We start from the raw sequence: 26,932 nt of genomic DNA, 5'->3' as shown, positions 1-26,932 counted from the left end.
CGCACGTACTCCCGGAGGATGCCCGCACACCGCGCACCCTCCACTCTGCGCCTCCACCTTCGCCGCGTACTCGTCCCGCGTCAGCTTGAACGCGTACCAACGACGGTCACGGGGCGCCGGAGGTAAAGGCGATACCGCTTTGGGCCGCCCGGCGCTCCAGGTGCGCAGGTACTCCGCGGCCGTCGTAGCGCGCTCCGCGCTGTTTCCGAGCCGTCCGACCCCCATACGGCATCGCGAACACAGCAGTCCGCGGAGGTACTTGCCACCGTGGTCAACCACCAGATCTTTCCCCGCGGGGTCAGGACGCTCACAGACGGCACACATGCCCCTCTGAGCCTCCAGGAGAGCGGCGTAGCGCCCCGGGGTCACTCCGCACGCTGCAAAGCGTGCACAGCCCTTGCAGCGAGGCTGTAGGCCGTCTGCCTGGGCAGGCGACGCAGCGTAAGCCGTGAGCGCTTGCCACGTCAGACACACGGAGCACTGTTTACGCCCCTGCTCGTTCCTCTCCGATGCGGCGCCACGGGGCCGGCGCTGAGCAATCGGCGTCGTCCTCCCCCGTCGCTCCATCTGCCGGCTGTGCCGGCCGCACAGGTCGTCCCCGACCGCTGGAAACCGGCAGCCGTGCCCGGCAGCACAGGTGCGCGCGACCACCCGGGCAACCTTGCGCGCCACCGTCGGCCGGACAGCCTCCCTCCGGTACGCCCGGACGGCGTGACCCGGACACCAACGCCCGATCACTGCCGCCTCTCCGCAGTCCTGCCCCTGACACTGGCCCATGTGTGCCACCTCCCACATGGGTCATGTCGTAATCGGGGCAGGATGTGACGCGACTGCCCCACGTCGCCCGCATCCTCCGCCCCGGACAGGCTTGACGCAAACTGCCAAACTAACCCCCTATTTTACTTCTCTCTAACACGCGTTAAGAAGAGTTAGAAATAGGGGGTTAGTTTGGCTATTTGGACCTCAGAATGGCCTCACCGGCTACGTTCAGTCATCAAACACGCCCCACCACTCACCCGTTGGAGTTATCCACAGGGTCCTGTGGATGAGGGAGCCGCGGGGCGACGTGGACGAGGGAGGGGTGGACGTGGCGAAATTTTCCGCGTACGCCCCCGCGCCCCCTAAGCCGATACCGACTCGTTACCTTCATTGGGCTCCGCTGGCTTCGCCCAGTCGACTTCGAGCCGCCCCAACGCGCGTTCCCATGCCGTTCCGCGTCGCGTTGTGGCTGGGTTGACCGTGATGGAGTCGCTGAACAGGGACAGGAACGAGCGTTTATCAGCGATGTCCCATCGGCTCCATAGCCCTCCCTCCGACAACGGGTCGCCACCATCGGAGCCCTCGAACCACTCGTCGATAGGCAGCTGAATGGCCGTGTTGGCTGACGCCCTCAGCTCGTCGATACGCTGCGTGCACCGGGCCTCGTGCTGCTGGTACTTCCGGATGGTGTCGCGAAAGGATGCGCGCCCCGTCGGGCCTGCGTAGAGGCCCTCGTCTCGGTCCTCGTACAGCTCCCTCATGCTCTGCTGTACGTGCTCCAACTGCGCGTCCTGCTCGGCTAGCTCAGCTGCCGCTTCCGGGTCGGCGCCTTGCGTTGCGAAGCGTTCAGCTGCCGTTGCCAAGAGGGCAACGTCGTTGTCATCCTCGGGATCGAGCGTTGCCACCTTCTCCCACAGCATCGACGCAACGACCTTGTCTGCCTCCCCCATGGCGATGCGGGTGACGTGACGCGGGGCGTCACCGACGCTGCGACGGAGGTTGCAAACGTACGTCCCGTCGGCGTTAGCTACGGTCATTCCACACCCGCAGGTGCCGCACCTCAGGGCGCCCCATGAGCCAAGGAACGTCATCGTCCCCGCCCTGTCCATGTTGCGCTCGCGCTTGCGGCCGTCGAGGAGCTTCTGAAGGCCGTACCAGCGCGTTGGCGTGATGAAACCTTCATGCGGCTGCACCGGCTGTCCCTGCTCGTCCCGGAGGATCGTGCGGCGCCTCGTCTTGCCGTCCGTGGAAGCGACAGCGAATCCGGCAAGCCGCGGGTCACGGAGAATGCGAGTAACGACAGTTGACGACCACTCGTTCCCCGCGCTGTCTGTCTTCCCGCTCTTCCGACGCTGGCGTGCCGCTTCACGTCGCGCATTGGCGTGATCTTCGTCAAGGCTGTAAAGAGGCGTCGGTGCCCCCTTCTCCGTCAGGTCGGATGCGATGGCGTTAGCCTTCGCTCCTGACTCCGCCTCAGAGATGACGTATTCAACGACGTCCGCCGGCATCGAATCTGCCCCGATATCTCCGCCGTGCCGTGGTCCAGGGCTGAGCTTCCGGATTGTGATTTTGTCGACCTGGATGGGCTCTGCCTTGAATCCGTACGGGACTGGACCGGACGAGTGGGAGCCGCGCGCCTTGAGTTCGGCGAACGCGTCCCGGATAAACTTGGATTTGTTCTTGGATTCTTGGTGCGCGAGCCCCGCGATAAGCGCGAAGAATGCGACGCCGAACGGATTGTCGTCCGAAGTGTTGATGAAGGGCTCTTGCGTCGAGACGAGTGCGACGCCATGGTTGGCCAACTCCTGTTGGATCTTCAGCGCCTCCGCGGCCCCCTGGCGCGTCAGACGGGAAAGCATGTAGATCACTACGACGTCGAACTTGCGGGCGCGAGCGTCCTCCAACAGTCGCTCAAACCCTGGCCGGTAAACGTTGGGATCGTAGCCGGAAATGCCGATGTCCGAGTAGTCGACGTCTACGTGTGACCAGTTGTCCTGACTGTTGATGTACGCGACACTCTTGTCCCGCTGCATCTTCGGAGACGCTTGACTGTCGGTCTCGCTCTTATGGCTCTGGCGCTCGTACGTGACGGCCCTGATCATGTCCTGACCCCTGTCCCCCAGGGCGATTAGCTCCATGGGTAGATACGGTACCGGTTCTGAAGAACGCGTCGAAGCCGAGGTCCTCGGTGGCCTTGGCGACGGTGAGGAGGGTGTCGTAGCTGGCGCCCTGCTGGGGCTCGGTGAAGATGCGAAGGTCCATGCACCCCATCCTGCACGCCGGGGGGCCGGCCGGCCGCAGCGGTCCCCCGGTCGCCCCGTCCCGGCGGCTGCGGCAGCCGGGCGTCGGATCTCCCGCACCTGGGCGGCGGGTCGGCCGCGGCTCGTCGGCGCTCAGGACGCCGGTAATGCCTCATCCCTTTCCGCCAGCCTGCGGAGCATCTCTCTCACTCTGTCTCTGGATTCGTCCGCCGCGTCGATCGCTTCCATGCACTGCCAGTACGTGCTCTCGTCGTCGGCGGCGGAGGCGAGGGCGACCAGGGCCATGCCCACCTCGCCGAGGAGGCCGCCGAGGCAGATGAGGGCCTGGCGCGCGTCGCCCAGGTCGGTGAGCTGGGCCGCCCGCAGGGCCTTGGTGTCGATGTCCGGTCGGTCCAGTACTCCGCAGCCCCTGCCCGCCAGCTCGGTCAACCCCAGTGCTTCGCCCCGCAGTTCGGGTGGGCCGGAGACCGCGAGGCGGCTGCCTATCGCCTGAGCCAGGGCCTGTGCCTGCCACACCTCCGTCAGGATCTGAGACGCATCACCGCTCCCTGCCAGCGCGCGTCTGCTCGTCACTATGAGCCGCACAGCGTCCATGTGTTGTCCCCGTCTGTCCGTCAGGCTCTTGCCACGTCCGCCTGAACTCCCTTGTTAATTACCCAGAGTGAGAGCGATTGAGACGAAAAACCAGAGGAAGGCGGAAATCTTCGGACAACGAAACGGTTTCAGATGGACTTTTGACTACGAAGAGTGAAAGGTGAGTTGGCCACTCCGCAACGAGGTCCCCGCGCGGCTACGGCGCCGGCTACGGCTACGGCGCCGGAAACCTCCGCTCGTTCCGGTCGATCTTCGCGTCCAGTGCCGTCAGCGGGTCGATGCCGAGCACCTCGCACAGTTGGAGCAGATACGCGAGCACGTCGGCGACCTCGTCCCTGACGCGGTGCGCGGTGCCGGGGTCGTCCATGACACGCGCCGACTCCTCGGGCGTCAACCACTGGAAGATCTCGACCAGTTCGGAGGCCTCCACGCTCAGGGCGGCGACGAGGTTCTTGGGTGTGTGGTACGGCTGCCAGTCGCGTGCCGCCGCGAACTCGGTCAGCCTGCGCTGCAGTTTCGCCACGTCGAGAGGTTCTGTCACGGCTTCAGGTGTACCACTGTGACGCCGTCCACCCCGGCGGCCCACGACGCGTCACTCACCGCGCCGACCAGCCGGATGTGGCCACGGTCGCACATGCGGGCGGCGAGCCGCAGCAGTTCGGTTCGCTGGCCGGGGTCCATGGCCCGGTCGAGGTTGTCGGCGAGCACCGTGAGTGTCTGCATGGCCGCGGGCACCTCACCCGCCGGGTCGACCTCCAGCACCCCGGGCCCGGTGAACAGCACCAGCGCGAGCGCGAGGTATCTCAACTCCCCGTCGCCCAGCCGCCCGCAGTCCGTGCGGATGCCGTCGCCCCGGTCGAGCAGGGCACGGAGGGTTCGGTCGGTGAGCGGTTCGGCGAGTACGTCGGTGACGGGGCCGCCGCATCCGGCGCGTACCGCGGTGACGAACTGCGTGTGCCGCTTGGCGCATTCGGCCTGGGTGCGCCACAGCACGTCGGCGAGGTTGTCGCAGCCGCCGAGCAGCCGCCCGGAGCCGGTCGGGACGGGGGTGCGCATCCGGCCGGGCCGTGGGTCGCAGGCGAAGACGGAGCGCAGGGCGACCACCGTCTGTTCGGCGGCGGCGAGCACCCGGCGCTGTCCGTCCGTCTTGCCGGCCACGCGGAGCGGGAGCAGGGCGGTGCCGAGCCGGTCGTCCGGGAGCGGGGCGCGGGTGACGGGTGACTGGCCGGCGGTGTGCCAGGCCGCCTGCACCTGGCGGCGGCCCGGGTCGCGCAGCGCGGTCTCCAGGAGGACCAGGCCGTCGACCGACAGCCGCTCCCCGACAATGCGCAGGGTCGGCTCGGCCTGGACGGCGACGTCGAGCCGGATCGGGCCCTCGGGGCCGTCGGTCGTGCAGCCGATACGGAAGCCGCGGCGGCGCTGGGCGTCGGGCCGGGCCCGCTCGGGCACGCAGGCGAGCGGGTCGGGGAACACCTCGCCGACGGGGATGCCGGCACCGAGCCGGGCGAGCGCCTCGTACGCCCGTAACGCGGTTGACTTGCCGTGGCCGCTGGGTCCCGCGAGGAGGGTGAGGGGGCCGAGCGGGAGCCCGGCGCGGCGGTGTCCGGCGAAGGCGGACAGCCGCAGTTCGGTGACGCGAGGGCGGCCCGGACGGTCCTCGGCGATACCGGGTGAGGCCGGGGGCGGCACGGGACGCACGGGCTGCGAGCAACGCGCGGGCGGTGAGGGACGCGCGGGCGGCACGGAGGATGCGGACGGCGCGGAGGACACGGGCGGTGAGGGACGCGCGGGCGGCACGGAGGACGCGGTCATATCCGGACGGTAGGCGCCGGCGGCCGAGCGAACCGTTTCGTCGCGGTGACCTTCCTACGATCGAGGGATCGCCCCGTTACCTTCCGCTGCCTTCCGCGTCTCGACCGTGTCCTCGGACAGGAAACAGCTCGCGGCCGATCTTGGCGGCCGAGCACGGCAGCCCCCGGCGCCCGGTCGCCACCCCTCCCACCCGGGGAGGGACCCCCGGCCCCTCACACCTCGGGAACCCCCGCCCCCTCCATCAGCCCGGTCACCTCGGTGCCGGCCGGTGTGAGCAGGAACACGTTTCGGTCGACGCGGTGCATCCCGCTCGCCAGGCCGAAGACGACGCCCGTGCTGAAGTCCAGGACCCGCTTGGCGACCTCGGTCTCCGCGCTGGTCAGGTCGAGCAGCACGGGGATGCCCGCCATCAACGTCTCGGCGACGTCGCGGGCGTCCGCGAACACGTCGACGCGCAGGACGACGAAGCGGCGCCGCATCTCGGTCTCGGCGTCCGGTATGGACCGGTGCCCGACCGCGGACGGCCAGGCGTCCCGGCCCCGCAACGGCACTACCTGGGCGAGCCCCTCCCACTGTGCGTCGGTGACATCGTGGCCGTTCACCGGCATGCTCCATCTTTGGCTGGCCGTGCTGTCTGCATTGGCCAATTCTTACCCATGGTCACCCGTTCGGCCCAATGCGACACGCTCCGCGATATCGTTGCACCTCACACCGGCCGTAGGTCGGCTGTGCAGCGGGCGTAACCCCTCATGATCAAGCCGTGTCACGTCGGCGTAACGGGCAATTCGTACCGTCGACTGCATGACGACGACCCCCGAGGCACAGCAGACGCAACAGGTGCGGACCGTCTGCTCGTACTGCGGTGTGGGCTGCGGCCTGCTGCTCGATGTCGGGATGGGGCCGGACGGCAGGCGTACGGTCCTGAAGGCGTCCGGGGACAAGGCGCACCCGGCGAACGCGGGCCGGCTGTGCACCAAGGGTGCGACCACGGCCGAGATGCTCGCCGCGCCGGGGCGGCTGACCAGCGCGCTGGTGCGGGACGACCGGGGCGAGGAGCCGGTCCCGGTGCCGGTGGCCGACGCGATCGCCGACACCGCGCGACGGCTGCGCGCGGTCATCGACGAGCACGGGCCGGACGCGGTCGCCTTCTACGTCTCCGGGCAGATGAGCCTGGAGGCGCAGTACCTGGCGAACAAGCTGGCCAAGGGGTTCGTGCGGACCAACCAGATCGAGTCCAACTCCCGGCTGTGCATGGCGAGTGCCGGTGCCGGATACAAGCTGTCGCTGGGCGCCGACGGGCCGCCCGGGTCGTACGAGGACTTCGACCGGGCGGATGTCTTCCTGGTCATCGGGTCGAACATGGCCGACTGTCATCCGATCCTGTTCCTGCGGATGATGGAGCGGGTCAAGGCGGGGGCCAAGCTCATCGTGGTCGATCCGCGGCGCACCGCCACGGCCGCGAAGGCCGATCTGTTCCTGCAGGTCAGGTCGGGGTCCGACCTCGCGCTCCTCAACGGGCTGCTGCACCTGCTGGTGGCGAACGGGCACACCGATCCCGCGTTCGTCGCCGCGCACACCGAGGGCTGGGAGGCGATGGAGGAGTTCCTCGCCGACTACGGGCCGGCCACGGTCGCGGAGATCACCGGGCTCGCCGAGGACGACCTGCACGAGGCGGCCCGGCTGATCGGTGCGGCCGGGGAGTGGATGAGCTGTTGGACGATGGGGCTCAACCAGTCCACGCACGGCACCTGGAACACCAACGCCCTGGTCAACCTGCATCTCGCGACCGGCGCCATCTGCCGTCCGGGCAGCGGGCCCTTCTCCCTGACCGGCCAGCCGAACGCGATGGGCGGGCGCGAGATGGGCTACATGGGGCCGGGGCTGCCCGGGCAGCGGTCGGTGCTCGTCGACGAGGAGCGGGCGTTCACCGAGGACGTGTGGGGGCTGCCGCCGGACACCCTGCGGGGGGACGGGGTCGGCAAGGGCACCGTCGAGATGTTCCAGAAGATGGCCGACGGGGAGATCAAGGCCTGCTGGATCATCTGCACCAACCCGGTCGCCTCGGTCGCCAACCGCCGTACCGTCATCGAGGGCTTGGAGGCCGCCGAGTTCGTCGTCACCCAGGACGTGTTCGGGGACACGGAGACCAACGCGTACGCCGATGTCGTCCTGCCCGGCGCGATGTGGACCGAGGCCGAGGGCGTCTTCGTCAACAGCGAGCGCAACCTCACCCTCACCCGGGCCGTGTCCGATCCGCCCGGCGAGGCGATGGCCGACTGGCGGATCATCGCGGCCGTCGCGCGGGAGATGGGGTACGAGAACGGGTTCTCCTACGACCGTGCCGAGGACGTCTTCGAGGAGATCCGGCGCTTCTGGAATCCCGTCACGGGGTGGGATCTGCGCGGGGTGACGTACGAGCGGCTGCGGTCGACGCCCGTGCAGTGGCCGGCCGCGGAGGAGGACGGGCCGTCACGCAATCCGATCCGGTACGTGTCCGGTGCCGGCGGGCTGCGGTTCCCCACGCCCAGTGGACGGGCCGTCTTCCACGCCCGGCCGCACCTGCCGGCCGCCGAGATGCCGGACGACGACTATCCCTTCGTACTGAACACCGGGCGGGTGCAGCACCAGTGGCACACGCTGACGAAGACGGGGAAGGTCGCCAAGCTCAACAAGCTGAACCCCGGGCCGTTCGTGGAGCTGCATCCCGGGGACGCGCGGGAGTTGGGGATCGTGGACGGCGACCGGGTCGAGGTCGCCTCCCGGCGGGGGCGGGCCGTGCTCCCCGCGGTGGTGACGGACCGGGTGCGGCTGGGGGCCTGTTTCGCGCCGTTCCACTGGAACGACCTGTTCGGGGAGTATCTGAGCGTCAACGCGGTGACGAGCGACGCGGTGGATCCGGTGTCGTTCCAGCCGGAGTTCAAGGTGTGCGCGGTGTCGTTGGCGCGGGTGGCGGCTTCGGCGGATCGGGGGACTCCGGCGGATCGGAGGACTCCGGCGGAGGCGGATCGGGGGACTCCGGCGGAGGCGGATCAGGGGACTCCGGCGGAGGCGGATCGGGGGACTCCGGCTGCTCTGGCGGGTCCGACGGCTCCGACGGGGCTGGCGGGGCTGGCGGGTCCGGCGGGTCCGGCGGCTCTGGCGGGTCCGGCAGGACCGGCGGGTCCGGCCGAGGTCGTCGTCTCCACAGCCGTCACCCCGGGCGGGGACCCCTTCGGGATCGCTCCGGCTGCGCCGCCCGTGCTCACGGCGCAGGAACGGCTCTATCTCACCGGCTTCCTCGCAGGCATCAGCTCCGGTGCCCCCGGTGTCCCGGTGCTGCCGCCGGACGCGCCCTTCAGTCCCGAGCACCGGCTGTGGGTGGACGGTGTCCTCGCCGGCATGTACTCGCGTACGGCAGCCGAGCCCAGGGAACAGCACGGCCGGTCCGGCCGTGAGGTCGTCGTCCTGTGGGCCTCGCAGACCGGGAACGCCGAGGAGTTCGCGGGGTCCGTCGCCGACCGGCTGTCCGCCGGAGGGCACCGGGCGCGGCTCGCCGGGATGGACGAGACCGACCTGGGCACGCTCCCGTCCGGCGCCGACCTGCTCCTGATCACCAGCACCTTCGGCGACGGCGACGCGCCCGACAACGGCTCCGGGTTCTGGGAGTCGCTGGCCGGGCAGCACGCCCCGCGCCTGGACGGAGTCCGCTTCGCCGTGCTGGGTTTCGGTGACTCCTCGTACGGCGACTTCTGCGGGCACGGGCGCCGGCTCGACGCGCGGCTGGACGAACTGGGCGGGGTGCGGCTCGCGCCGCGCACGGACTGCGAGCCCGACTACGAGTCCTCCGCGGGGGTCTGGCTGGACCAGGTGCTGTCGGCTCTGAGCACCGGAACCGGCACCGGCACCGGCACCGGCACCGGCACCGGCACGCGGCCGGCTCCGACGCAGCCCGTGTCTGCCGCCCGGCCCGCCTCCGCTGCCGCTACCGCCACCGCCACCGCCAGGCCGGTCTCCCCCACCGCCAGGCCGGTCTCCGCCGCTGCCCGGCTCGTCGGCAACCGGCTGCTGAGCGGGGCAGGCGCGGGCAAGGAGGTCCGGCGGTTCACCTTCGACACCAGCGGCACCGAGCTGACGTACGAGGCGGGGGACGCGCTCGGCGTGCGGCCGGTCAACTCGCCCGCGCTGGTGGAGGAGTGGCTCGCGGCGACCGGGGTGGACGGAGCAACGCCCGTATCGGTGGAAGGAGTCGGCGAACTTGCCGTTGCCGAGGCCCTGCACCGGCATCTCGACATCACGCGGATCACCCCCGGCCTGCTCCGCTTCGTCGCCGAACGCGTCCGTGACGACCGGGAGTTGCGCAAGCTGCTGCGGCCTGACAACAAGGACCGGCTGGCTCAGTGGAGTTGGGGACGGCAGGCGGTGGACGTGCTCGCGGAGCATCCGGTGCGGGCAGACGCTCAGGACTGGGCGGACGTCCTCAAGAAGCTGCAACCGCGTCTGTACTCCATATCGTCCAGCCCGCTGGCCGACCCGCACCTCGTCTCGCTCACGGTGTCCGTGGTGCGCTACGAGAACCTGTACGGCCGTCCCCGGGGCGGGGTCTGCTCGCCGTTCCTCGCGGACGCCGAGGCGGACACGGAGGTGCCGGTGTTCGTGCAGCGCTCACCGCATTTCCGGCCGCCCGCCGACGCGTCGACGCCGATGGTGCTGGTCGGTCCCGGGACGGGGGTCGCGCCGTTCGTCGGCTTCCTCCAGGAGCGGCACGCACTCGGGCACAAGGCGCCCAACTGGCTGTTCTTCGGCGAACAGCACCGCGCCACCGACTTCTACTACGAGGAGGAGCTCACCGGACTCCTCGACGAGGGCTCCCTGACCCGCCTCGACACCGCCTTCTCCCGCGACCAGCGCAACAAGGTGTACGTGCAGGACCGGATGCGCGAGCACGGCCCCGAGCTGTGGCGCTGGCTCCAGGACGGCGCCCACTTCTACGTCTGCGGCGACGCCGCCCGGATGGCCAAGGACGTCGACCGGGCCCTGCGGGACATCGCGGTCGCGCACGGCGGCCTGGGCGAGGCCGAGGCGTCGGGGTGGGTGAAGCAACTGGCGGCGGCCAAGCGGTACGTACGGGACGTGTACTGAGGCTTGCCGGTACGGAGGGCTTCCGGTACTGAAGGCCTTCTGGCACCTGCCCGGGGACGCGGACGGTCCTGTGACGGCAGGACGTCCGCAGCCAGGTGCGCGGGTGCGGGTGCGGGTGCGGCGTCCACGGTGTTCACGGCCTCGCCGCAGACGCTGCCGGGCGGTTACATCAAGCTGCCGTCCGCGTGAACTTGAGCGTGGCGGCGATCGTGGTCAGGCCGCGGATCATGCCCATCTGGTTCCAGCCCATGCCGAACTGTGCGCGGTCCACGGAGAATTCGGCGTCCAGGGTGAGCGCGTCGGCGTCGGCTCCGACCATGCGCGCGGTGAAGGACTGGGGCCTGCTGACGCCTCGCGCGGTCAGCTGACCGACGACGTGGACCGTCTGGCCGTCGCGGAGCTCGGCGCTGCGGACCGTGAAGGTGATCTCGGGGTGATTCTCGACGTCGAAGAAGTCGGCGGACCGCAGGTGCTTGTCGCGCTTGGTGTGCTTGGTGTCCAGGGAAGCGGCGTCGAGGGTGAGGGTGCCGACGGCCGACCCGTCGGGCCGTACCTCGCCCTGTCCGGTGACGCCGGTGAAGGTGCCCTTCACGGTGACCAGGCCCCACATGGTCTTGTGCCGCAGGGCGACGGTGGAGGCGGTGCGGTCGAGCTGCCAGGTGCCGGTTTCGACGGTGACGGTCATGATCCTTGCTCCCTATCGTCCAAATTTGGATGACATCAGGCTAGCCAATAATTCAAATTTGGACAACCGCTAGAATCGTATCCATGGACGATCTGCCCACGTGTCCCTCCATGTCCGGTGACGGACTCCTGCCGACCGAGCTGCGGGCCTGGATGGTGCTGCTCGCCGCGACCGGAGCCGTGGAACAACAGCTGCGCGCGGCCGTGAAGGAAGGGCTCGACGTCTCGCACGACGAGTTCCTGGTCCTGTGTCTGCTGGCCGAGCAGCCCGCGGGCCTGCGCATGACACGGATCGCGGAACTCCTGGGCCGCCCCAAGACCCGCCTGACCTACCAGATCGCCTGCCTCCAGCACGCCGGCCTCGTCACCCGCAAGTCGGTGTGCGGCGACAAACGGGGCGTCGAGGTCATCCTCACCGACAAGGCCCGGCGCCTGCTGACGGAGGTCTCCGAGCCTCTCTCCGAGACCGTCGTCCAGGCCCTCGGCCGGTTCATGGGCCCCACCCAGCGAAAGGCGATGCGCGCACTGCTGCCCGACCTCACGGAGCCCTCGGACGCCGAATAAGGGACGCACGGACGCCGAACGGTAAGCCCTCGGGCGTCGGATCGGGCACCCCGTGGTCGGTGCGCCCACGGGGTGCCCCGGTCGGCCCGTGCCATCCGGCGACCACGACCTCCAGGCAGCAGACGTACAGCCCGCGCACGGCTTCGACGCTGACGTTTCCCCCGCCCGGCCGTACCCGCGAAGGCGGCCCGCTCACCGCAGGCATGCCACATTCAGGACGATTTAAGAATTGGAACCAATCCATTTCTTGAACCGTTCGTGTTTGAGAGGGTAGGTTGACCGCATGACTTCACCCCCGAGCCCGACCACCGCCGACCAGCTGCGCGGTGTCGGCCTGCGGGTGACGGCCGCTCGTGTCGCGCTGCTCGACACCGTGCGGGCCGGTGATCACCTCGGGGTCGAGGCGATCGCCTCCGGAGTGCGCGACCGCGTGGGTCACATCTCCGTCCAGGCCGTGTACGAGGCCCTCCACGCCCTCACGGCGGCCGGGCTCATACGCCGCATCGAACCGGCCGGCAGCCCGGCCCGGTTCGAGGGCCGGGTCGGGGACAACCACCACCACGTCGTGTGCCGGTCCTGCGGTGTCGTCGCCGACGTCGACTGCGAGCGCGGCGAGGCCCCCTGTCTGACCGCGTCCGACGACCATGGCTTCTCGATCGACGAGGCCGAGGTCATCTACTGGGGCCAGTGCCCCTCCTGTTCCACCGCTTCCACCGCTTCCACCGCCCCCAGTTCCTGAGCATTTAGATCCACCCCGCTTGGAAGGATTTCGTATGACCGAGAACCACGACGCGATCGTCAGCGACCCGAAGCCGGAGGAGACGGGCGGCTGCCCGGTCGCGCACGGGCGCGCGGCGCACCCGACCCAGGGCGGCGGAAACCGCCAGTGGTGGCCGGAGCGGCTCAACGTGAAGATCCTTGCGAAGAACCCGGCCGTGGCCAACCCTCTCGGCGAGGAGTTCGACTACGCCGAGGCGTTCAAGGCCCTCGACCTCCCGGCCGTGAAGCGGGACATCGCCGAGGTGCTAACCACCTCGCAGGACTGGTGGCCGGCCGACTTCGGCAACTACGGCCCGCTGATGATCCGTATGGCCTGGCACAGCGCCGGCACCTACCGGATCAGCGACGGCCGCGGCGGTGCCGGCGCCGGCCAGCAGCGCTTCGCGCCGCTGAACAGCTGGCCGGACAACGCCAACCTCGACAAGGCCCGCCGTCTGCTGTGGCCGGTGAAGAAGAAGTACGGCCAGAGCATCTCCTGGGCCGACCTCATGATCCTCACGGGCAACGTCGCGCTGGAGCAGATGGGCTTCGAGACCTTCGGCTTCGGCGGCGGCCGCGAGGACGTCTGGGAGCCCGAGGAGGACGTGTACTGGGGTCCCGAGACCACCTGGCTCGACGACCAGCGCTACACCGGCGACCGTGAGCTGGAGAACCCGCTCGGCGCGGTCCAGATGGGCCTGATCTACGTCAACCCGGAGGGCCCCAACGGCAACCCGGACCCGATCGCCTCGGCCCGTGACATCCGTGAGACGTTCCGCCGGATGGCGATGAACGACGAGGAGACGGTCGCCCTGATCGCGGGCGGACACACCTTCGGCAAGACCCACGGCGCGGGCCCCGCGGACAACGTGGGCGACGACCCCGAGGCCGCCCCGCTGGAGCAGCAGGGCCTCGGCTGGAAGAGCACCTACGGCACCGGCAAGGGCGGCGACGCGATCACCTCCGGTCTGGAGGTCACCTGGACCAGCACACCGACGCAGTGGAGCCACGGCTTCTTCAAGAACCTCTTCGAGTTCGAGTGGGAGCTGACCGAGAGCCCGGCCGGCGCCAAGCAGTGGGTGGCGAAGGACGGGGCCGGCGCGGGCACCGTCCCGGACGCCCACGACCCGTCCAAGAGCCACGCCCCGACGATGCTCACCACCGACCTGGCGCTGCGCTTCGACCCGGTCTACGAGCAGATCTCGCGCCGGTTCTACGAGAACCCGGACCAGTTCGCGGACGCCTTCGCCCGCGCCTGGTACAAGCTGACCCACCGCGACATGGGCCCGAAGTCGCTGTACCTCGGCCCGGAGGTCCCGGACGAGACCCTCGACTGGCAGGACCCGCTGCCCGAGGCCGAGGGCGAGGTCATCGACACCGAGGACATCGCGACCCTCAAGACCAAGCTCCTCGAGTCGGGACTGTCCGTCTCGCAGCTGGTCTCCACCGCGTGGGCCTCGGCCTCGTCCTTCCGCGTCAGCGACAAGCGCGGCGGCGCCAACGGTGCCCGCATCCGCCTGGAGCCGCAGCGCGGCTGGGAGGCCAACGACCCCGACCAGCTGGCGACCGTGCTGCGCACCCTTGAGGGGATCCAGCAGGAGTTCGGCTCCGGTGCCAAGAAGGTCTCGCTGGCCGACCTGATCGTGCTCGGTGGCGTCGCCGCCGTGGAGAAGGCCGCCAAGGAGGCCGGCTTCGCGGTCCAGGTGCCCTTCACGCCGGGCCGCGTCGACGCCACGCAGAAGCAGACGGACGTCGAGTCGTTCGCCGCGCTCGAGCCGACCGCCGACGGGTTCCGCAACTACCAGGGCAAGGGCAACCGCCTGCCGGCCGAGTTCCTGCTGCTCGACAAGGCGAACCTGCTGGACCTGAGCGCCCCCGAGATGACGGTCCTCGTCGGTGGCCTCCGCGTCCTCGGCGCGAACCACCAGCAGTCACAGCTCGGCGTCCTCACCACGACGCCCGAGTCGCTGACCAACGACTACTTCGTCAACCTGCTCGACCTGGGCACGACGTGGAAGTCGACGTCGGAGGACCAGACCACGTTCGAGGGCCGCGACGCCGCCACGGGCGAGCTCAAGTGGGCGGGCACCCGTGCCGACCTCGTGTTCGGCTCGAACTCCGAGCTGCGCGCGCTCGCCGAGGTCTACGCGAGCGACGACGCGAAGGAGAAGTTCGTGAAGGACTTCGTCTCCGCGTGGGACAAGGTCATGAACCTGGACCGGTTCGACCTGATCTGATCGACCCACCTCGCTGAAACCCCGCTGTACGCCCTGTGGGCCCCGGATCATCCGATCCGGGGCCCACAGGCGTACACGCGTCGTCTGTTGTCACGGAGCGGTGGTGTTGAGGCTCGCTCCCGCCGCAAGGCCCTCGGTGGAAGCGAAGGCCAGGAGGCCGGCACTGATGTTCGCGACCGGCGTCTCAAGGCAGAGACCGCCGGAGCCACCGGCGGCGAATCCACCGGAGACGTTGTCCAGGTCGGCGTCGGAGATCTCGGCTGCTTCAACCTGGACGGCGTGGTTCATCACGTGCGGTTCCCTTCGTATGAACTTCTTCTGAGTTTCTTTGTGCTTCTTCTGGGCTTCTTCGGAATGGCAGAGCTCGTCTGATTCACGAAACGGGGGCCCTCCCGGCGACTTGCGCCACGCGCAGGATCAAAGCACGCCCACAGGAGGGCGGCCAGCGGTCCGAGGCTCAGCCGGGAACGCGACGTCACCGGTGTGACCGGGCAGTGACCGGACACACCGACTCCTTCACTCGGCCCGCATCTTCCTGCACGTACGACGGGTTGCCGACGGGCCGCCGACGTTCTACGAGACGGACACCCCGCGCCGAGACCGACATGATCCGGCCCGGTCGTGAGTACGGTTCAGGTTCCGCGCGTCCTGCCGGTGAACGGTGTGCAGGTTTACCGGATCTTCGGCACCCGACCCACCACCCGAACCATCCTCCGCCTCCGATGTTTGCGCGGAGACCGCCCGCTGCCTCATTGCCGATCCCCTGGGCCTCGCGCCCGAGTGCGGAGAGAGGGCGTTCTGCACGCGGGCCCCCGCCGCAGCGACGAACCAGCACCGCCGACGCGGGCGCGCACAACCAACGCGGGCGCGCACCATCGTGCTACTCCTCCGTCCGCCCCCGCAGCCACCTGCGCAGCTGCACGCCCCAGACCACGACGGCGGCCAGGGCGATCGACACGACGGCCGTGGACATTCCGGCCTGGATGCCCACCCGCACGGTGACGGTGCTCGCCACCAGCGCACCGAGCGGAACACCCAGCCCCGAGGAGAGCATCCGGCGGGTGGTGTTGACCCGGCCCTGGAGCTCGGCGGGGGTCACCTCCTGGGAGTAGGTCATCGTGTTCACCAGGACGACGAGGTAGGCCGACCCCCACACGGCCAGCGCGACCAGGGCGACACGCCAGTCGGACGTGAGGACGACGACCAGGCCGAGCAGCGCCCCGATCGGGAGCACCCCGAGCAACAGCGGGAAGGCCTCGAAACGGCGCCGCAGCCGGGGCAGCAGCACGGACCCGCCGATGCCTCCGGCGCTCCACGCCATGTACAGCAGACCGATCCGCCCGTCGGATCCCTGGATGCCCAGCACCCGGTCGGCGAAGACGACGAGCTGTCCGATGATCGCCCCGCCGGAGAACGACTGCAGGGTGCCGACCACGGTCATGACGCGCAGCGTGGACTGGCGGTAGAGGAAGCGGAGTCCCTCGTGGACGGACTCCTTCCACCCCGGTTGCTTGGCTCTCGGTGTGCCGGGCCGTTCCGTGGTGTGCGAGTGCGAGTGCGAGTGCGAGTGCGAGTGCGAGACAGCCCTGATGAGCAGGGCGGACACGGCGAAGGAGAGGGCGTCCAGTGCCAGCGTGCCGGCGGGGCGGAACAGGAAGATCAGGCCGCCCGCCACCGCGTTCCCGGCGATGCGTACGACGGTATCGGCGCCGTAGAGGGCGCTGTTGGCCCCGGCCAGGTTGCCCTTGCCGACGATGTCCGGGACGAACCCGTACACGCCCGCGTCGAAGAAGAGGCTGAGGGCGGCCGACGCGAGCGCCACGACGAGGACGTGGCCTCCGGTCAGCACGTCCAGGGCCGAGGCGAGCGGGACGGAGGCGAGACAGGCCGCGTTGAGCCAGTCGGTGACGATCATCAGGCGGCGCCGGTCCACCCGGTCCGCGACGGTGCCCGCGATCAGTCCGAAGACCAGGTAGGGCAGGGTCGCGGCGGCTGCCACCAGGGACACCATCAGGGGCGAGCCGGTCTCCTGGAAGATCAGCACGGGCAGGGCGACGGTGGTGATTGCGGAGCCCAGCCCGGACACCGCGCGCGACAACCAGAACCAGCGGAACCCGGGGATGCGCCGCAGCGGGATCTCCGGGGCCTTCGATGTCTCATCGAGGTCTTTCGACGTCTCGTCGGATTCTCCCTTCGGGCGGTTCGGCAGTTCGGGCGGTCGCTGCGGCGACGGAGACGTCATGCATGGCTCCCTGGTGGGTGGACCGCGGCTCGACCGCGGCGGGGAACAGGTGGTTGCCCGGCGCCGCCCGCGACGGGGAGGGCACCGGGTGGTGAAACAGCGAAACCCCACCAGACAGTCGTCTGTGGGGTGCGTGCGGGAGGACCGCGGCCACCCGTCCGCCGGGGAGCCGCTCGCTGTCGCGTACGCCTGATGGACCATGAACGCGCTCAGGAACGACACCGGCCGGTTCATCGGCCCAGGGTGCGGAAAGCAGATCGCGACAGCGCGGGCGAAACCGCGTCCAGGCGCACGTCCGGGGGCAGTTGAGGCATCCCAGGACTGGGTGGAGATTATCAGGATACGGAGGGCGGGACACACATAACGCCGGATCCCGCCGGGGACTCGGTCGGCGCCCACCCCGTACCGGGTCCCTGCTTGTGGACACCGAAGAGGGGGTTCTGGGTCAGGACCGTTGGCCGCGCCGCGGGACAGCGATCGGCGCGCCGACGGGACGGCGCCCCTCGGGGTGGCGAACTGCACCAGTCGACACGCGAAGGTGCCACGTTCGCGGCCACTCAGTCGAGACAGAACTCGTTACCCTCGATGTCCTGCATCGGGAGGCACGACTCGTTGACGCCGTCGGCACGCAGCAGCCGCCCGCGTACCGCGCCGAGCGGGACCAGTCGTGCGCATTCGGCCTCAAGTGCGGCCAGGCGCTCTTCACCCACGAGCCCGGTGCCGACCCGCACGTCAAGGTGCACCCGATTCTTGACGACCTTGCCTTCGGGAACGCGCTGGAAGAACAGTCGCGGGCCCACACCTGAGGGATCCATACAGGCGAACGCTGCACCCTGACGCTCAGGCGGCAGCGAGCGATCGAAATCGTCCCAAGTGGCAAACCCCTCCGGCGGCGGCGGTACGACGTACCCCAACACCTCGCACCAGAAACGAGCGACGCGCTCCGGTTCTGCGCAGTCGAAGGTGATCTGGACCTGCTTGATCGACGTCATCGGCCCATCGTAGAGACGGATCTTTCGTCTCTCCACGGGTTTACCCCCGGTGTTCGGCTATGTCCTCCGTAGCGGGAACTTCCAGGTCCGCCAGCAGGTCGTCCAGCACCGCCTCCTCCTCGACCCGGACACCGCACTCGGCGAGAGCGACGGCCAGGTCCGGATCCCACGGGGTCGCGGCGGGTGGGCCCGTCAGGTCCGGGGCGTCGGCCACTCCGGTCACCGCCGCCCGGTAGTGGGCGGCCGTGTAGCGCCATGGTCGCCAAGGGACGCTGCGGCTCAGCGCGGTGGCGATGCGTACGCCGCCCCAGTCGAAGTCGCCGTGGTGGAGCAGGCCGGCCCCCTGCGCGGACAGGTCGCGCAGCAGGGTGAGGGCGGCCGCCGACGGCTGCCCTTGGAGGCACACCAGCGGCGGGCACTTCGGGCCGAAGGCGTCGGCAGCGGCGGACAGCACGGCCGGGTTCTCACAGACGTGGACGGTTCCCGTGGCCGGGACGGCGGCAACCGGTGTGCGACGGGTGAGGGAGCGCAGCGTCAGTACCGCGGGCTCACCCGCGTCGGCCATCCAGTCGAGGGAGGGGGTACCTCGCAGGTTGAGGGTGAGGACGGTCGATGACAGGTCGTCCATGAGCAGACCCGCCGAAGCCCATGCCTCCCGCCGCCATGGGCCACCGGCGCCGTCCGGAAAGCCGGTGAGCCAACGGATCCCGGACAGGACGAGAGTGGCGAGCGGTTTCCCGTCGTCCAGGTCGTGGGCGCCCGAGAGGTTCTGTGCCGCGAACGTCGCTCGCGCGGCAGGGGGCGACACGGGCAGCGCACGCAGCGCGCGCACGGCATCCGCCACCAAGGGGCCGGCCACTTCCGGTGTGCGGGCGAGGCGTCGTACGAGGCCGTCCCTGCGGATCCGTTCGGCCCAGTCGGCCAGCCCGGCATCGAGGGCGCCGAGTGGGGCGTACGCCTTTTCCCAGGCGCGTTCCTCCCGGTCCCGTACCTCCGCGCGGAGTGTGACGGGGCCGGTGAGGGCCACCACGGCGGCCGCCAGTCCGTCGCGGCTGACACCGGAGCGCCGCAGGATCGCGTCGACGGTGTCGAGGCGAACGCTCAGGGAGCCGCCGGCGCGGGGCGCCCGTCCCAGCAGCCGGTCGGCGGCGCGGCGTTGGGATTCGTCGGGGTGGGACAGGGTGACGGGGCCGGTGAGCGGCCGGCCGCGTACCATCCGCTGCCGGGCTCGGTCCACGAGCCAGGCGAGGCCTGCGTCACCGAGCAGACGGCCGAGCCGCTCGGCGTCGATGCCGAGTCGGTCTCCGGCCGGCGGTGGCGGGGTCGGCCCGGCCCGGTCTCCGGCCGGCGGTGGCGGGGTCGGCCCAGTCCGGTCCCCGGCCGGCGGTGGCACGGCCAGCCCGGCCCGGTCCCCGGCCGGTGGCGGCGCGGTCGGCGCCACGTCCACCACGGCGTCGTCCTCCGGTGTCTTCCGTGTCGCCGGTGTCGGTGCCTCCCGTACCTCCCGTGCCTCCCGTCCGGACACCGCCTGGGTCTCGGGAACCCTGCCGCTGGGGACGGACGAAGTCGTCTCCGCGTCCGGCCGCGCACCGCCCGCGGGATTCATGTCCACAGGGCCTCCGGTGCGCCGGTGCCGTCGACAACGGTCGTCCGACCCGGAGCTTCACCGGTGCCGTCAACGACGGCGCCGGGCTCCGGGCCGCGCCGCCGGTCGCTGCCGTTCCACTCCCACCGCGTCACCAGTACGGCGTCGATGTCGTCGACGCGCGAGAGCTGGGCGATGGCGATGCCCGGTACCTGGGGGTAGCAGGCCCATTCGCGTTCGCTGGTCATGACGACGTCGAGGTCGAAGGCGCGCAGCAGGCCGAGGCACTTGGCGCGCGAGTCGTCGTCGACGCCGGCGAACGCCTCGTCCAGGGTGACCAGGCGCGGGGCGTGGGCGCCGCCCGCGGTCGCGTAGTGGGAGGACGCGGCGGCGAACAGGGGTACGGACGCCGCGAGTACCCGTTCACCGCCCGAGGCGGGCCCGGTGGCCGGGACCCACTTGCCGTGCTGGTGGCGTTCGACGCCGAACTCGTGCCAGGCCCGGTAGTCGAGGGCGGCGGTCAGGTCCTCCAGCCAGCTGCCGGCGTTCTCGTCGGCCTGTCGTCGGGCGATCTGCTCCTGGAGGAACGCGCCGACCGCGGCCCGGTCCTCGGGCGACCACGCGTCGGCGGACTGGCGCAGCCGTTCCCGTGCCTGAGCCAGTCCCTGCGGGGCCCGACGGGACGCCCGCCACACCAGTCGCAGCTTCATTCCCGTCGAGGTGGGGCGCTCCTCCAACTCCTTGTTCATCGCGCGCACCTGTCGTTCGGCGGCCCCGATCAGTTCCTGGAGTGTCCCGGCGACCTCGGTGACGAGATGGGTCTGGAGGATCTCGCGCTCGCGTGCGGACAGGATGCGGGTCAGTTCGCCGACCTCCACGGCGAGCGCCTCGGCGAGTTCGGGCACGGCCCGTTCGCGGCCCTGGTAGACGATGTCGACCCGCATGCCGTCCTCGCTCGGACGGGCGGTGGCGGTGTGGCCGTGCCGCGACAGCGCGTCCTGGAGCCTGCCGAACTCCTCGCTCAGCCGTTTCTGTACGCGTTCCCAGGCCGCGTCCGAGTCGTCGATGGAGGAGAGCCGGGACTCGACGGCGCGGGCCAGGGCTACGGCGGGGGTGGCCGCCCAGGTCTTCTCGTCGTCGTCCGGTACGGCGAGGTCGGGCAGCGCGACGGCGAGCAGCCCCGTCGAGGCGAACCGCTGGAGCGCCGCGACGGCTTCCTCGCGTGCGGCGGTCGCGTCGGTGACGTCCTCGGCGAGCCGCTCGATGCGCCCCTCGGCGCGGCTGGCCCGCCGGTCCGCGTCACCGAAGTCCGTACGGGCCTGCTGCTGTTCGCGCGCGCAGACGCGGACGGCCTCGGCCGTCTCCTCCAGTCGCCGCTGGAGCTCGGCCACGGCCGCTCCGACGGTGGAGCGGAGTGTCGTGAGGTGTTCGTCCGCCGCCGCGGCGGCCCGGACCGCCTCCGTGGCGCGCTCCGCGAGTTGGGACACGAGGAGTTCGGCCCGGCGGGTCTCCGCCTGCTCGCCGGTCACCGCGCGCTCCGCGTCGGCGCGTTCCCGCAGCGCCGGCCACAGCGCCGCGAGGAGGGCGGTGTGATCGGCGAGCGCCTGGCGTACGGCGCCCAGTCCCGCCGTGTCGGTGGGCAGGTTCAGGGCGGTCGCGGTCTCGGTGAGCTCGGCCGTCGCCCGGTCGGCCTGTTCCGTGGCCAGGGCCAGGTCCGCGGCCCGCTCGTCCTGCCGGGTACGGGCCCGGTGGGCCGTGTCGGCGGCGGCGGTGACGCGTGCGTGGGCGTGCCGCAGGTCATCGTCGCCCGGTACGGCGGCGAGTTCGGCGTCGAGCACGGCGCGACGCTCGCCCACGGCGCGGGACTCCTCGGCCAGTCGCTGCCGTTCCTCCGCCAACGCGTCGATCTCGGTGCGCAGTTCGCCGATCCGGGCGCGGCGGGCCTGTTCCCGGGCGCCTTCTCCCACGTACTGGGCTCTGTCCTTGGCCCAGCTTCCGGTGAGCGCGCCGACCCGGAACCGCCCGTCCGCGCGGACCCAGGTGTCGTGGCCGCCGGCTTCCCAGGAGGTCTCCTCGGTCCGGTCGCCGTTCCCCTCGGCCAGCCCGATCGAGGCGAGCAGGCGCGCGACCCTCTCCTCCCCCACGGCGGCGGCCCCCACGTCCACGGGGTTGACCGCCGGGCACAGCACACGGTCGAGACCGGCTCCGCCGAGCAGCCCGTCCGGGTCGAGCAGCACGTCGTGACCGTGCGGATCGAGCGGCACGGGGTGGCCGTCCGGGTCGAGCGGCACGTGGTGGCCGTCCGGGGCGAGCGGCACGGGGTGGCCGTCCGGGTGGACCAGTACGTCATGGCCGTCCGCCGTGACCGCGGTACCGTCCGGCCGTACCCAGGCGTCGAGGAGCCCCGACGCCTCCAGCGCGGCTTCCAGTCCCGCCCGGTCGGCCTCGGGGACGTGCGGGCGGAAGTCGACGAGTCGCCACAGCGGGGCGCCGAGGACTCGGTCCCGGACGTCGGGCGTGCGCGTGTACGGAGCCGAGGGACCGCGCTGCCCGCCCGTTTCGAGGGCGGTCAGCTCCTCGGCCGCCAGCCGCTGCCGTTCCGCTCTCGCCGCCTCGCGGTGGGCCAGCCCGGACGCCCGGTCGGCCAGGCGGGCGGCGGCGGTGCGGTGCGCCTCGGCCGCCGCCGTACGGGCCGGCAGGGGGCCGTCCAGCCCGCTCACCCAGTTCTGTACGGCGTCCAGGACTCCCGGCAGCCCGGGCATCCGTAGCTCCACGCACCCGGAGAGGTGTTCCCGCACGGCCGTGACCAGCGCCCGTCCCGCCCCGTCGACGTTCTCCTGCGCCTCGGCCAGCCGCTCCCCGCTGTGCACGGCCTCCTCGTCGGCCTCGTCGGCGCGCAACCGGGCCGCCCCGCGCTGCTCCTCGGCCCGCTCGGCCCGCGTGACGAGTTCCGCCACGTGCTCGACGGCACGCCGCCTGCCCGTCGTCGCCTCCTGAGCCTCCCGGCGCAGCACCGGGTCAGGAGCCCCGTGTGTCCTGGGGACGTCGAGCCGGGCCGTCTCCGCACTCTCCGTCACGCGGTTCTGGAGGTCGTCCAGCACCTCCTGGGCCGCCGTGAGCCGGTTGTCCGCGGTGGCGAGCCGGCCCAGGGCACGGGTGTGCGCCTCGGCCGCCGTCCGCCGGTCCGCCTCGGCCCGGGTCAGCTCCCCGGCGGTGCGGGAGGCGTCGGTCGCCGCCTGGTCGAGTGCGCGGGCGTCGCGCATCTCGGGCCCGGACCGCAGCGCGGCGTCCTGGGCGGCCAGCCGCGCGGCCCGCTCGTCGAGTGCGGCGCCCCTCTCCCCCGCCTCCTCGCGGTCCGTCACCGCCTGGTCCCGGTCCGTCTGCGCCTTGAGGAGTTCCCGCTGGAGGTTCTCGTAGCGGGCGTGTTCGCGGCGGGGCAGGCGGGCGCGGCGCCGGGAGGCCAGGCGGGCGTAGCGCCGGTAGTGGTCGAGGAACGCCGAGGACGCCTGCTCGGCCTCGCGGGCCGCCCGCAGTTCCTCCTTCTCCTCCTCCAGCGACCGGAACGCCTCCGCCGCGTCGGCGACGACCGCCTGGTCCATCGGCGGCAGCGCCTCGGTCAGCGCCTTGGACAGGGCGGCCTCGCTGGGGCGCTTGGACAGCTGGGGCTGGCGCAGCTGGATCAGAAGGTCGACGAGGGCGCCGTAGCGCCGCTCCCCGAGCCCGAAGAGGGCTTCGTCGACCGCTCTGCGATACGTCTTCGCCGTGTCGTAGACCATGCCGTGACTGCCGACGGCCTCCGCGAGCCGGTCCCGGGACAGTGCCGTTCCGGTCGCGTCCAGCAGGTCGAGGCCGGCGCCGATCCGCTGGTCCGTCACCGCGAACCAGTGGCGGGCGATGCCGCGTCCGGCGACCGCCTTCAGCCCGCAGAGCAGCGTACGGAAGTGCGCCTCGCCCGTGGTGTCGTCGAGCCGTCCGAACTCGATCCAGGTGTAGCCGAGGCGCTCCGCATGCGGGTGCCGGCCGCCCAGGAGCAGGTTCCACTCCATTCGCTTGCCCGGGTCGCCGTCGGGTTCGACACGGCGGGCGGAGAGGTCGCCGTCCAGCAGGAACGGCAGGGTGAGGGCGAGCACCTTCGACTTGCCGGTGCCGTTGTTGCCGCGCAGCAGCAGGCGGCCGTCGCGGAACCAGAACTCCTCGACGTCGTAGTGGAACAGGTCGACGAGCCCGATACGCAGGGGCCGCCACCGGCCGGGCGCGGGGGTGGGGAGCGCGGTCACGGCGCGGTTCACCTTTCGTCCTTCATGGTCATGCCCAGGGCTGCGGCGGGGTGGTGGGGGCCGGCGGGTCCCGGTTGCTTGATCACGGGCTCGCCGACCGCGTACCGGGCGAGGGCCGGGCGGGGTACGACGCCGCGTTCCGTGCGCTCGGCGAGCCCCAGCGCCACCAGCTTCGTCAGCGCCTGCTCGACGAGTTCGGGCTCCGCTCCCGGCTCCCTCGCCGACTTGGACCAGAAACCGCCGTGCTCCAGGGCCAGTTCCCGTACGCGGTCCGCCAGTTCCGCCGGTTGGACGGGTCCGGCGGCCCGTGCCAGGTGCCCTGCCAGCAGCAGGGTGATGTGACCGTGTGTGCCCTGTTCGGGCATGCGTACGTCGGTGAGGTCGTCCAGGGGGTCGACCATGGCGATGCCCTCGGCACGCACCTCCGCGACCAGCCCGGTCAGTTCGTTGATCCGCGCGGTGATGAAGCCGCGCTGCCGGGTGAGGTAGGCGAGTTCGTCGTCGGTGAGGTCGTCGTAGTAGAGCACCGGGTCGTCGAGGAGGCGGCGGGTCAGCTTCCAGCGGATCGCGCGGAACCTGAGCTCGTCGCTGTCGAGGGCGGTCTGCGCCGTCATCTCCACCAGACGCTCCTCGAAGTCCTCGGCCTCGACCATGGAGGGGCCGCGCAGGGACGCCGACATCCCGGCCAGCACGCGCCGCCGTACGTCGTACAGCACGTCCCCCGATCCGCTGACGTACGCCTCCTCGTCGCCGGCCACCCGCCGCAGCACACCGAGCCGCAGCAGCAGGCGTACGACGGCCGCGAGGTCGAGGCGCTCGTCGCGCCGCTCCAGGGTGAACGTGATCCCGGCGGCGACGAGTTCGGGATCGGCGGCGGCCAGGACGACCTGTTCGGCGAGGCGGCCGAGCGCCACCTGCGACTCGCCCCGCTCCAGCGCGGCCAGCGTCAGGCAGAACAGGACGTAGCGGCGGCGGGTGAAGGGCAGAGCGGTCCGGGCGGCCTCCCGGGCCGGGTGCGTGGCGTCGGTGAGGGCGCCCGGTGTCTTGCGCAGCCGTGCGGCGTCGGTGTCCGTGCGCAGCGCCCAGCCGGCGTTGCGCTCGAACCACTCCCGCAGCTCGGCGGCGTGCCGGCGCACCAGCCGGAACTCGTCGGTGTACGGCCCCTCGGCGGTGAGCAACGGCTCCTTCAGCAGGGCCCGCGCGGCCCGCTGCAGGTCGGCTTGGCGCTGACCGTCGAGGACCTCGGCGAGGGGGCCGGTCATCGGTTCTCCATAAGGTGTTGCGTGGCCCGTGAGGGCGGAAGCGGGGAGGGCGGCGGGAGCGAGGCGTCCTGCCGTGGGACGGCGGTGGCCTGCGGCTCCGGCCCGGTGGGCTGCGGCCAGGACTCGGCGGACTGCGGCTCCGGCCCGACGGACTCCGGCCCCGGCCCCATGGCCGGTGCGGGTGCCCTCCCGGAGGGCGCACTGCCCTCCCCTTCCTCCGTGAGATCGCTGCTACCGCTGCTGTCGCCGATATCGCCGATACCGCTGCTGTCGATGATGTCGACCAGATGGTCGGGTCCGCTGAACACCCCATCCGGGGTGTGCACTTCGGCGGTCGAACCGTCGTCGAGGGCGGTCAGCCGGATCTCCATCGAGCCGTCGGAACTGGTGGCCACGGTGGTCGTCATGCCCGGCCGCCAGGTGGCGAGCGCGTCGCCGAGCAGACCCAGGAACAACTGGAAGGACGCCGGATCGAGTTCACCCAGCCGGGACAGCCGCACCGGCCCGCCCGTCACGAGACGGTCCCGCGCCTGTCTGGCCTCCCCCGCCTGCCGGGCGGCGATCTCGGCGAGCCTGCGCTTCGCCTCACCCCGGTCGGCGACCTTGCGCGGCTTGCCCCGCCGCTCGTAACTGCCCGTACGGCGCAGTTGGGGGCTGATACGCAGGGGCCGTGCCTCCCTCCACGGGGTCGACGCCGGCTCCGGTGAGGCCGCCCGCTCGGCGAGGGTGTCGGCGTCGACGGTGAGGTGCCGGGAGGAGTGCAGCCCGAACGCCACCCGCCACAGCCGGTGCCGCGCCGCGTCGTCCGGCGCCTGGGCGAACCAGCGCGCCAGCGCCCGGAAGTCGGCGGAACGGTCGGAACGCCCGGCCCGCCGCTCGTTCAACTGCCGTACGACGGCGAGCAGTTGCGGAATCGCCCCCAGGGCCCGCCCCCGCAGCAGCCTGGCCTGCGACTCCCGCCCCTCCCCCGACACGAACCACTGGGCGAGGCCGGACCACCGGCCGGCCCACTTCCCGTACGCCGCCGCCTCCGCGTGCTCGGCGTCCTCAGGAGCGGCGTCGGCGGCCTCCCGGACGGCGGCGAGCCTCAGCAGCGGCCCGACCCGGCCCTGATCCTCCAGCTCCCCGATCAGCAGGGCGATCCGCCCGCCGAGGGTGATGAGGTCCTGGATGAACCGCTCCAGGTACTGGATCAGCCGGTCCTTGTACGCGAGGAACGCCTCGACCTCGATGTCGTGCAGGTCGATGGTCCGTTGCAGGGACCCCATGAAGGCACGGGCGTTGTCCGCGAGGTCGGTGAACCGCGCCGTCAGCACGGACAGGGCGATGTACGCCTTGGCCGGGTCGGGCTCGTCCTCCGCGGCGATCACCAGGAGGGCCCGCAGCTGCGTGACGATGTCGTGCAGGGCGACCGCCTGGAGTTGACCGCGCCGCCCCAGCACCTCGTCGTACGTCCCCAGCGCCGCCTCGGCCGCCTCACCGGCCCGCGTGAGCTGGTAGATGAACCGCCTGCGATAGAAGTCCTCGACCGCCGTCACCCGCGCGTGGTCCGGATCGGCCCGCAGATTGCCCCAGCCGACAAGACTGTCCAGCGCCTTCACCACCGCCTCGACCTCGGCAGGCCGACTCCCCGCGTCCAGCGCGGCGTACACGTCCTCCGGCCGCAGATGCACCGCGAACCGTTCCTTGGCGGTGAGGAACGCGCGCATCACCTGGCGGTAGAGGGCGGCGTTGGGGGCGGTCAGGTGGGCAAAGGGGGTGTAGTCGATGGAGGTCATCTCGCCAC

The 26,932-nt window shown here is 71.2% G+C and carries 17 protein-coding genes and 1 pseudogene; 4 read left to right on the top strand and 14 right to left on the bottom strand.

What is annotated here, in order from left to right; translation table 11 throughout:
* Nucleotides 1-1,121 precede the first annotated feature (1,121 nt).
* The 6 genes and pseudogenes from M2271_RS17420 to M2271_RS17395 all read right to left on the bottom strand — a co-directional run bounded on the left by M2271_RS17420 (nucleotide 1,122) and on the right by M2271_RS17395 (nucleotide 6,034).
* Complete coding sequence (locus tag M2271_RS17420; protein WP_280888149.1) at nucleotides 1,122-2,897, bottom strand: recombinase family protein; 1,776 nt, start codon at nucleotides 2,895-2,897, stop codon at nucleotides 1,122-1,124.
* Between the two features lie 16 nt (nucleotides 2,898-2,913).
* Nucleotides 2,914-3,021, bottom strand: a pseudogene (locus M2271_RS17415) (LLM class F420-dependent oxidoreductase); the annotation flags it as partial.
* A gap of 131 nt (nucleotides 3,022-3,152) precedes the next feature.
* Entirely contained in the window at nucleotides 3,153-3,614 is a 462-nt protein-coding gene (locus tag M2271_RS17410; protein WP_280888148.1) for a DUF6099 family protein, read from the bottom strand.
* Between the two features lie 214 nt (nucleotides 3,615-3,828).
* Complete coding sequence (locus tag M2271_RS17405; RefSeq protein WP_280888147.1) at nucleotides 3,829-4,155, bottom strand: nucleotide pyrophosphohydrolase; 327 nt, start codon at nucleotides 4,153-4,155, stop codon at nucleotides 3,829-3,831.
* Nucleotides 4,152-5,426 carry an ATP-binding protein gene (locus tag M2271_RS17400; protein WP_280888146.1) on the bottom strand — a complete coding sequence of 425 codons (1,275 nt, stop codon included), beginning with the start codon at nucleotides 5,424-5,426 and terminating at the stop codon, nucleotides 4,152-4,154. Before M2271_RS17400 ends, M2271_RS17405 begins: the two co-directional genes overlap by 4 nt.
* A gap of 212 nt (nucleotides 5,427-5,638) precedes the next feature.
* Entirely contained in the window at nucleotides 5,639-6,034 is a 396-nt protein-coding gene (locus tag M2271_RS17395; protein WP_280888145.1) for a cell division protein SepF, read from the bottom strand.
* 193 nt (nucleotides 6,035-6,227) lie between these two features.
* Here M2271_RS17395 and M2271_RS17390 point away from each other — a divergent pair, with 193 nt between their 5' ends.
* Nucleotides 6,228-10,544: a bifunctional nitrate reductase/sulfite reductase flavoprotein subunit alpha gene (locus tag M2271_RS17390; RefSeq protein WP_280888144.1), complete on the top strand. Its 4,317-nt coding sequence runs from the start codon at nucleotides 6,228-6,230 to the stop codon at nucleotides 10,542-10,544.
* Nucleotides 10,545-10,713: 169 nt separating this feature from the next.
* Here the strand turns inward: M2271_RS17390 and M2271_RS17385 are convergent, their stop codons facing one another.
* Nucleotides 10,714-11,229, bottom strand: a complete 516-nt coding sequence (locus M2271_RS17385) for a YceI family protein (RefSeq protein ID WP_280888143.1) — start codon at nucleotides 11,227-11,229, stop codon at nucleotides 10,714-10,716.
* Between the two features lie 83 nt (nucleotides 11,230-11,312).
* Here M2271_RS17385 and M2271_RS17380 point away from each other — a divergent pair, with 83 nt between their 5' ends.
* From M2271_RS17380 to katG, 3 genes are all read left to right on the top strand, one after another.
* Nucleotides 11,313-11,792 carry a MarR family transcriptional regulator gene (locus tag M2271_RS17380; RefSeq protein WP_280888142.1) on the top strand — a complete coding sequence of 160 codons (480 nt, stop codon included), beginning with the start codon at nucleotides 11,313-11,315 and terminating at the stop codon, nucleotides 11,790-11,792.
* A gap of 283 nt (nucleotides 11,793-12,075) precedes the next feature.
* Nucleotides 12,076-12,531 (top strand): Fur family transcriptional regulator, encoded by a 456-nt coding sequence (locus M2271_RS17375; RefSeq protein ID WP_280888141.1) that lies wholly within the window; start codon nucleotides 12,076-12,078, stop codon nucleotides 12,529-12,531.
* A 34-nt stretch (nucleotides 12,532-12,565) separates the two neighbouring features.
* Nucleotides 12,566-14,788, top strand: coding sequence for a catalase/peroxidase HPI (gene katG / locus M2271_RS17370; RefSeq protein ID WP_280888140.1), 2,223 nt, complete (start codon nucleotides 12,566-12,568; stop codon nucleotides 14,786-14,788).
* 90 nt (nucleotides 14,789-14,878) lie between these two features.
* Here the strand turns inward: katG and M2271_RS17365 are convergent, their stop codons facing one another.
* The 7 genes from M2271_RS17365 to M2271_RS17335 form a co-directional block, all read right to left on the bottom strand.
* A complete protein-coding gene (locus tag M2271_RS17365; RefSeq protein ID WP_280888139.1) occupies nucleotides 14,879-15,076 on the bottom strand; it encodes a hypothetical protein in 198 nt (65 codons plus the stop codon).
* 592 nt (nucleotides 15,077-15,668) lie between these two features.
* The gene (locus M2271_RS17360; protein WP_280888138.1) at nucleotides 15,669-17,030 is read right to left on the bottom strand and encodes an MFS transporter; all 1,362 of its coding nucleotides are present in this window, start codon (nucleotides 17,028-17,030) and stop codon (nucleotides 15,669-15,671) included.
* Between the two features lie 557 nt (nucleotides 17,031-17,587).
* Nucleotides 17,588-18,022 carry a VOC family protein gene (locus tag M2271_RS17355; RefSeq protein WP_280888137.1) on the bottom strand — a complete coding sequence of 145 codons (435 nt, stop codon included), beginning with the start codon at nucleotides 18,020-18,022 and terminating at the stop codon, nucleotides 17,588-17,590.
* Nucleotides 18,023-18,062: 40 nt separating this feature from the next.
* The gene (locus M2271_RS17350; RefSeq protein WP_280888307.1) at nucleotides 18,063-19,628 is read right to left on the bottom strand and encodes a TIGR02679 family protein; all 1,566 of its coding nucleotides are present in this window, start codon (nucleotides 19,626-19,628) and stop codon (nucleotides 18,063-18,065) included.
* Nucleotides 19,625-23,896 (bottom strand): TIGR02680 family protein, encoded by a 4,272-nt coding sequence (locus M2271_RS17345; RefSeq protein ID WP_280888136.1) that lies wholly within the window; start codon nucleotides 23,894-23,896, stop codon nucleotides 19,625-19,627. Before M2271_RS17345 ends, M2271_RS17350 begins: the two co-directional genes overlap by 4 nt.
* On the bottom strand, nucleotides 23,893-25,146 hold the full coding sequence (locus M2271_RS17340) for a TIGR02678 family protein (protein ID WP_280888135.1): 1,254 nt from the start codon (nucleotides 25,144-25,146) through the stop codon (nucleotides 23,893-23,895). The genes M2271_RS17345 and M2271_RS17340 overlap by 4 nt, the downstream gene beginning before the upstream one ends.
* Nucleotides 25,143-26,924: a TIGR02677 family protein gene (locus M2271_RS17335; protein ID WP_280888134.1), complete on the bottom strand. Its 1,782-nt coding sequence runs from the start codon at nucleotides 26,922-26,924 to the stop codon at nucleotides 25,143-25,145. The genes M2271_RS17340 and M2271_RS17335 overlap by 4 nt, the downstream gene beginning before the upstream one ends.
* Between the last annotated feature and the right edge of the window lie 8 nt (nucleotides 26,925-26,932).

Origin of the sequence: Streptomyces sp. LBL, assembly GCF_029893585.1 — a bacterium.
GTDB lineage: Bacteria > Actinomycetota > Actinomycetes > Streptomycetales > Streptomycetaceae > Streptomyces.
Note: the sequence above shows the minus strand (reverse complement) of the source record. Positions and strands in the feature narration are given on the sequence as shown.

What these genes read in the sequence shown, in the direction of transcription:
- M2271_RS17410 (WP_280888148.1), bottom strand. Translation starts at nt 3,614, where the DNA reads ATGGACGCTGTGCGGCTCATAGTGACGAGCAGACGCGCGCTGGCAGGG.
- M2271_RS17360 (WP_280888138.1), bottom strand. Translation starts at nt 17,030, where the DNA reads ATGACGTCTCCGTCGCCGCAGCGACCGCCCGAACTGCCGAACCGCCCG.
- M2271_RS17375 (WP_280888141.1), top strand. Translation starts at nt 12,076, where the DNA reads ATGACTTCACCCCCGAGCCCGACCACCGCCGACCAGCTGCGCGGTGTC.
- M2271_RS17355 (WP_280888137.1), bottom strand. Translation starts at nt 18,022, where the DNA reads ATGACGTCGATCAAGCAGGTCCAGATCACCTTCGACTGCGCAGAACCG.
- M2271_RS17350 (WP_280888307.1), bottom strand. Translation starts at nt 19,628, where the DNA reads ATGAATCCCGCGGGCGGTGCGCGGCCGGACGCGGAGACGACTTCGTCC.
- katG (WP_280888140.1), top strand. Translation starts at nt 12,566, where the DNA reads ATGACCGAGAACCACGACGCGATCGTCAGCGACCCGAAGCCGGAGGAG.
- M2271_RS17365 (WP_280888139.1), bottom strand. Translation starts at nt 15,076, where the DNA reads ATGAACCACGCCGTCCAGGTTGAAGCAGCCGAGATCTCCGACGCCGAC.
- M2271_RS17395 (WP_280888145.1), bottom strand. Translation starts at nt 6,034, where the DNA reads ATGCCGGTGAACGGCCACGATGTCACCGACGCACAGTGGGAGGGGCTC.
- M2271_RS17340 (WP_280888135.1), bottom strand. Translation starts at nt 25,146, where the DNA reads ATGACCGGCCCCCTCGCCGAGGTCCTCGACGGTCAGCGCCAAGCCGAC.
- M2271_RS17390 (WP_280888144.1), top strand. Translation starts at nt 6,228, where the DNA reads ATGACGACGACCCCCGAGGCACAGCAGACGCAACAGGTGCGGACCGTC.
- M2271_RS17420 (WP_280888149.1), bottom strand. Translation starts at nt 2,897, where the DNA reads ATGGAGCTAATCGCCCTGGGGGACAGGGGTCAGGACATGATCAGGGCC.
- M2271_RS17385 (WP_280888143.1), bottom strand. Translation starts at nt 11,229, where the DNA reads ATGACCGTCACCGTCGAAACCGGCACCTGGCAGCTCGACCGCACCGCC.
- M2271_RS17380 (WP_280888142.1), top strand. Translation starts at nt 11,313, where the DNA reads ATGGACGATCTGCCCACGTGTCCCTCCATGTCCGGTGACGGACTCCTG.
- M2271_RS17400 (WP_280888146.1), bottom strand. Translation starts at nt 5,426, where the DNA reads ATGACCGCGTCCTCCGTGCCGCCCGCGCGTCCCTCACCGCCCGTGTCC.
- M2271_RS17335 (WP_280888134.1), bottom strand. Translation starts at nt 26,924, where the DNA reads ATGACCTCCATCGACTACACCCCCTTTGCCCACCTGACCGCCCCCAAC.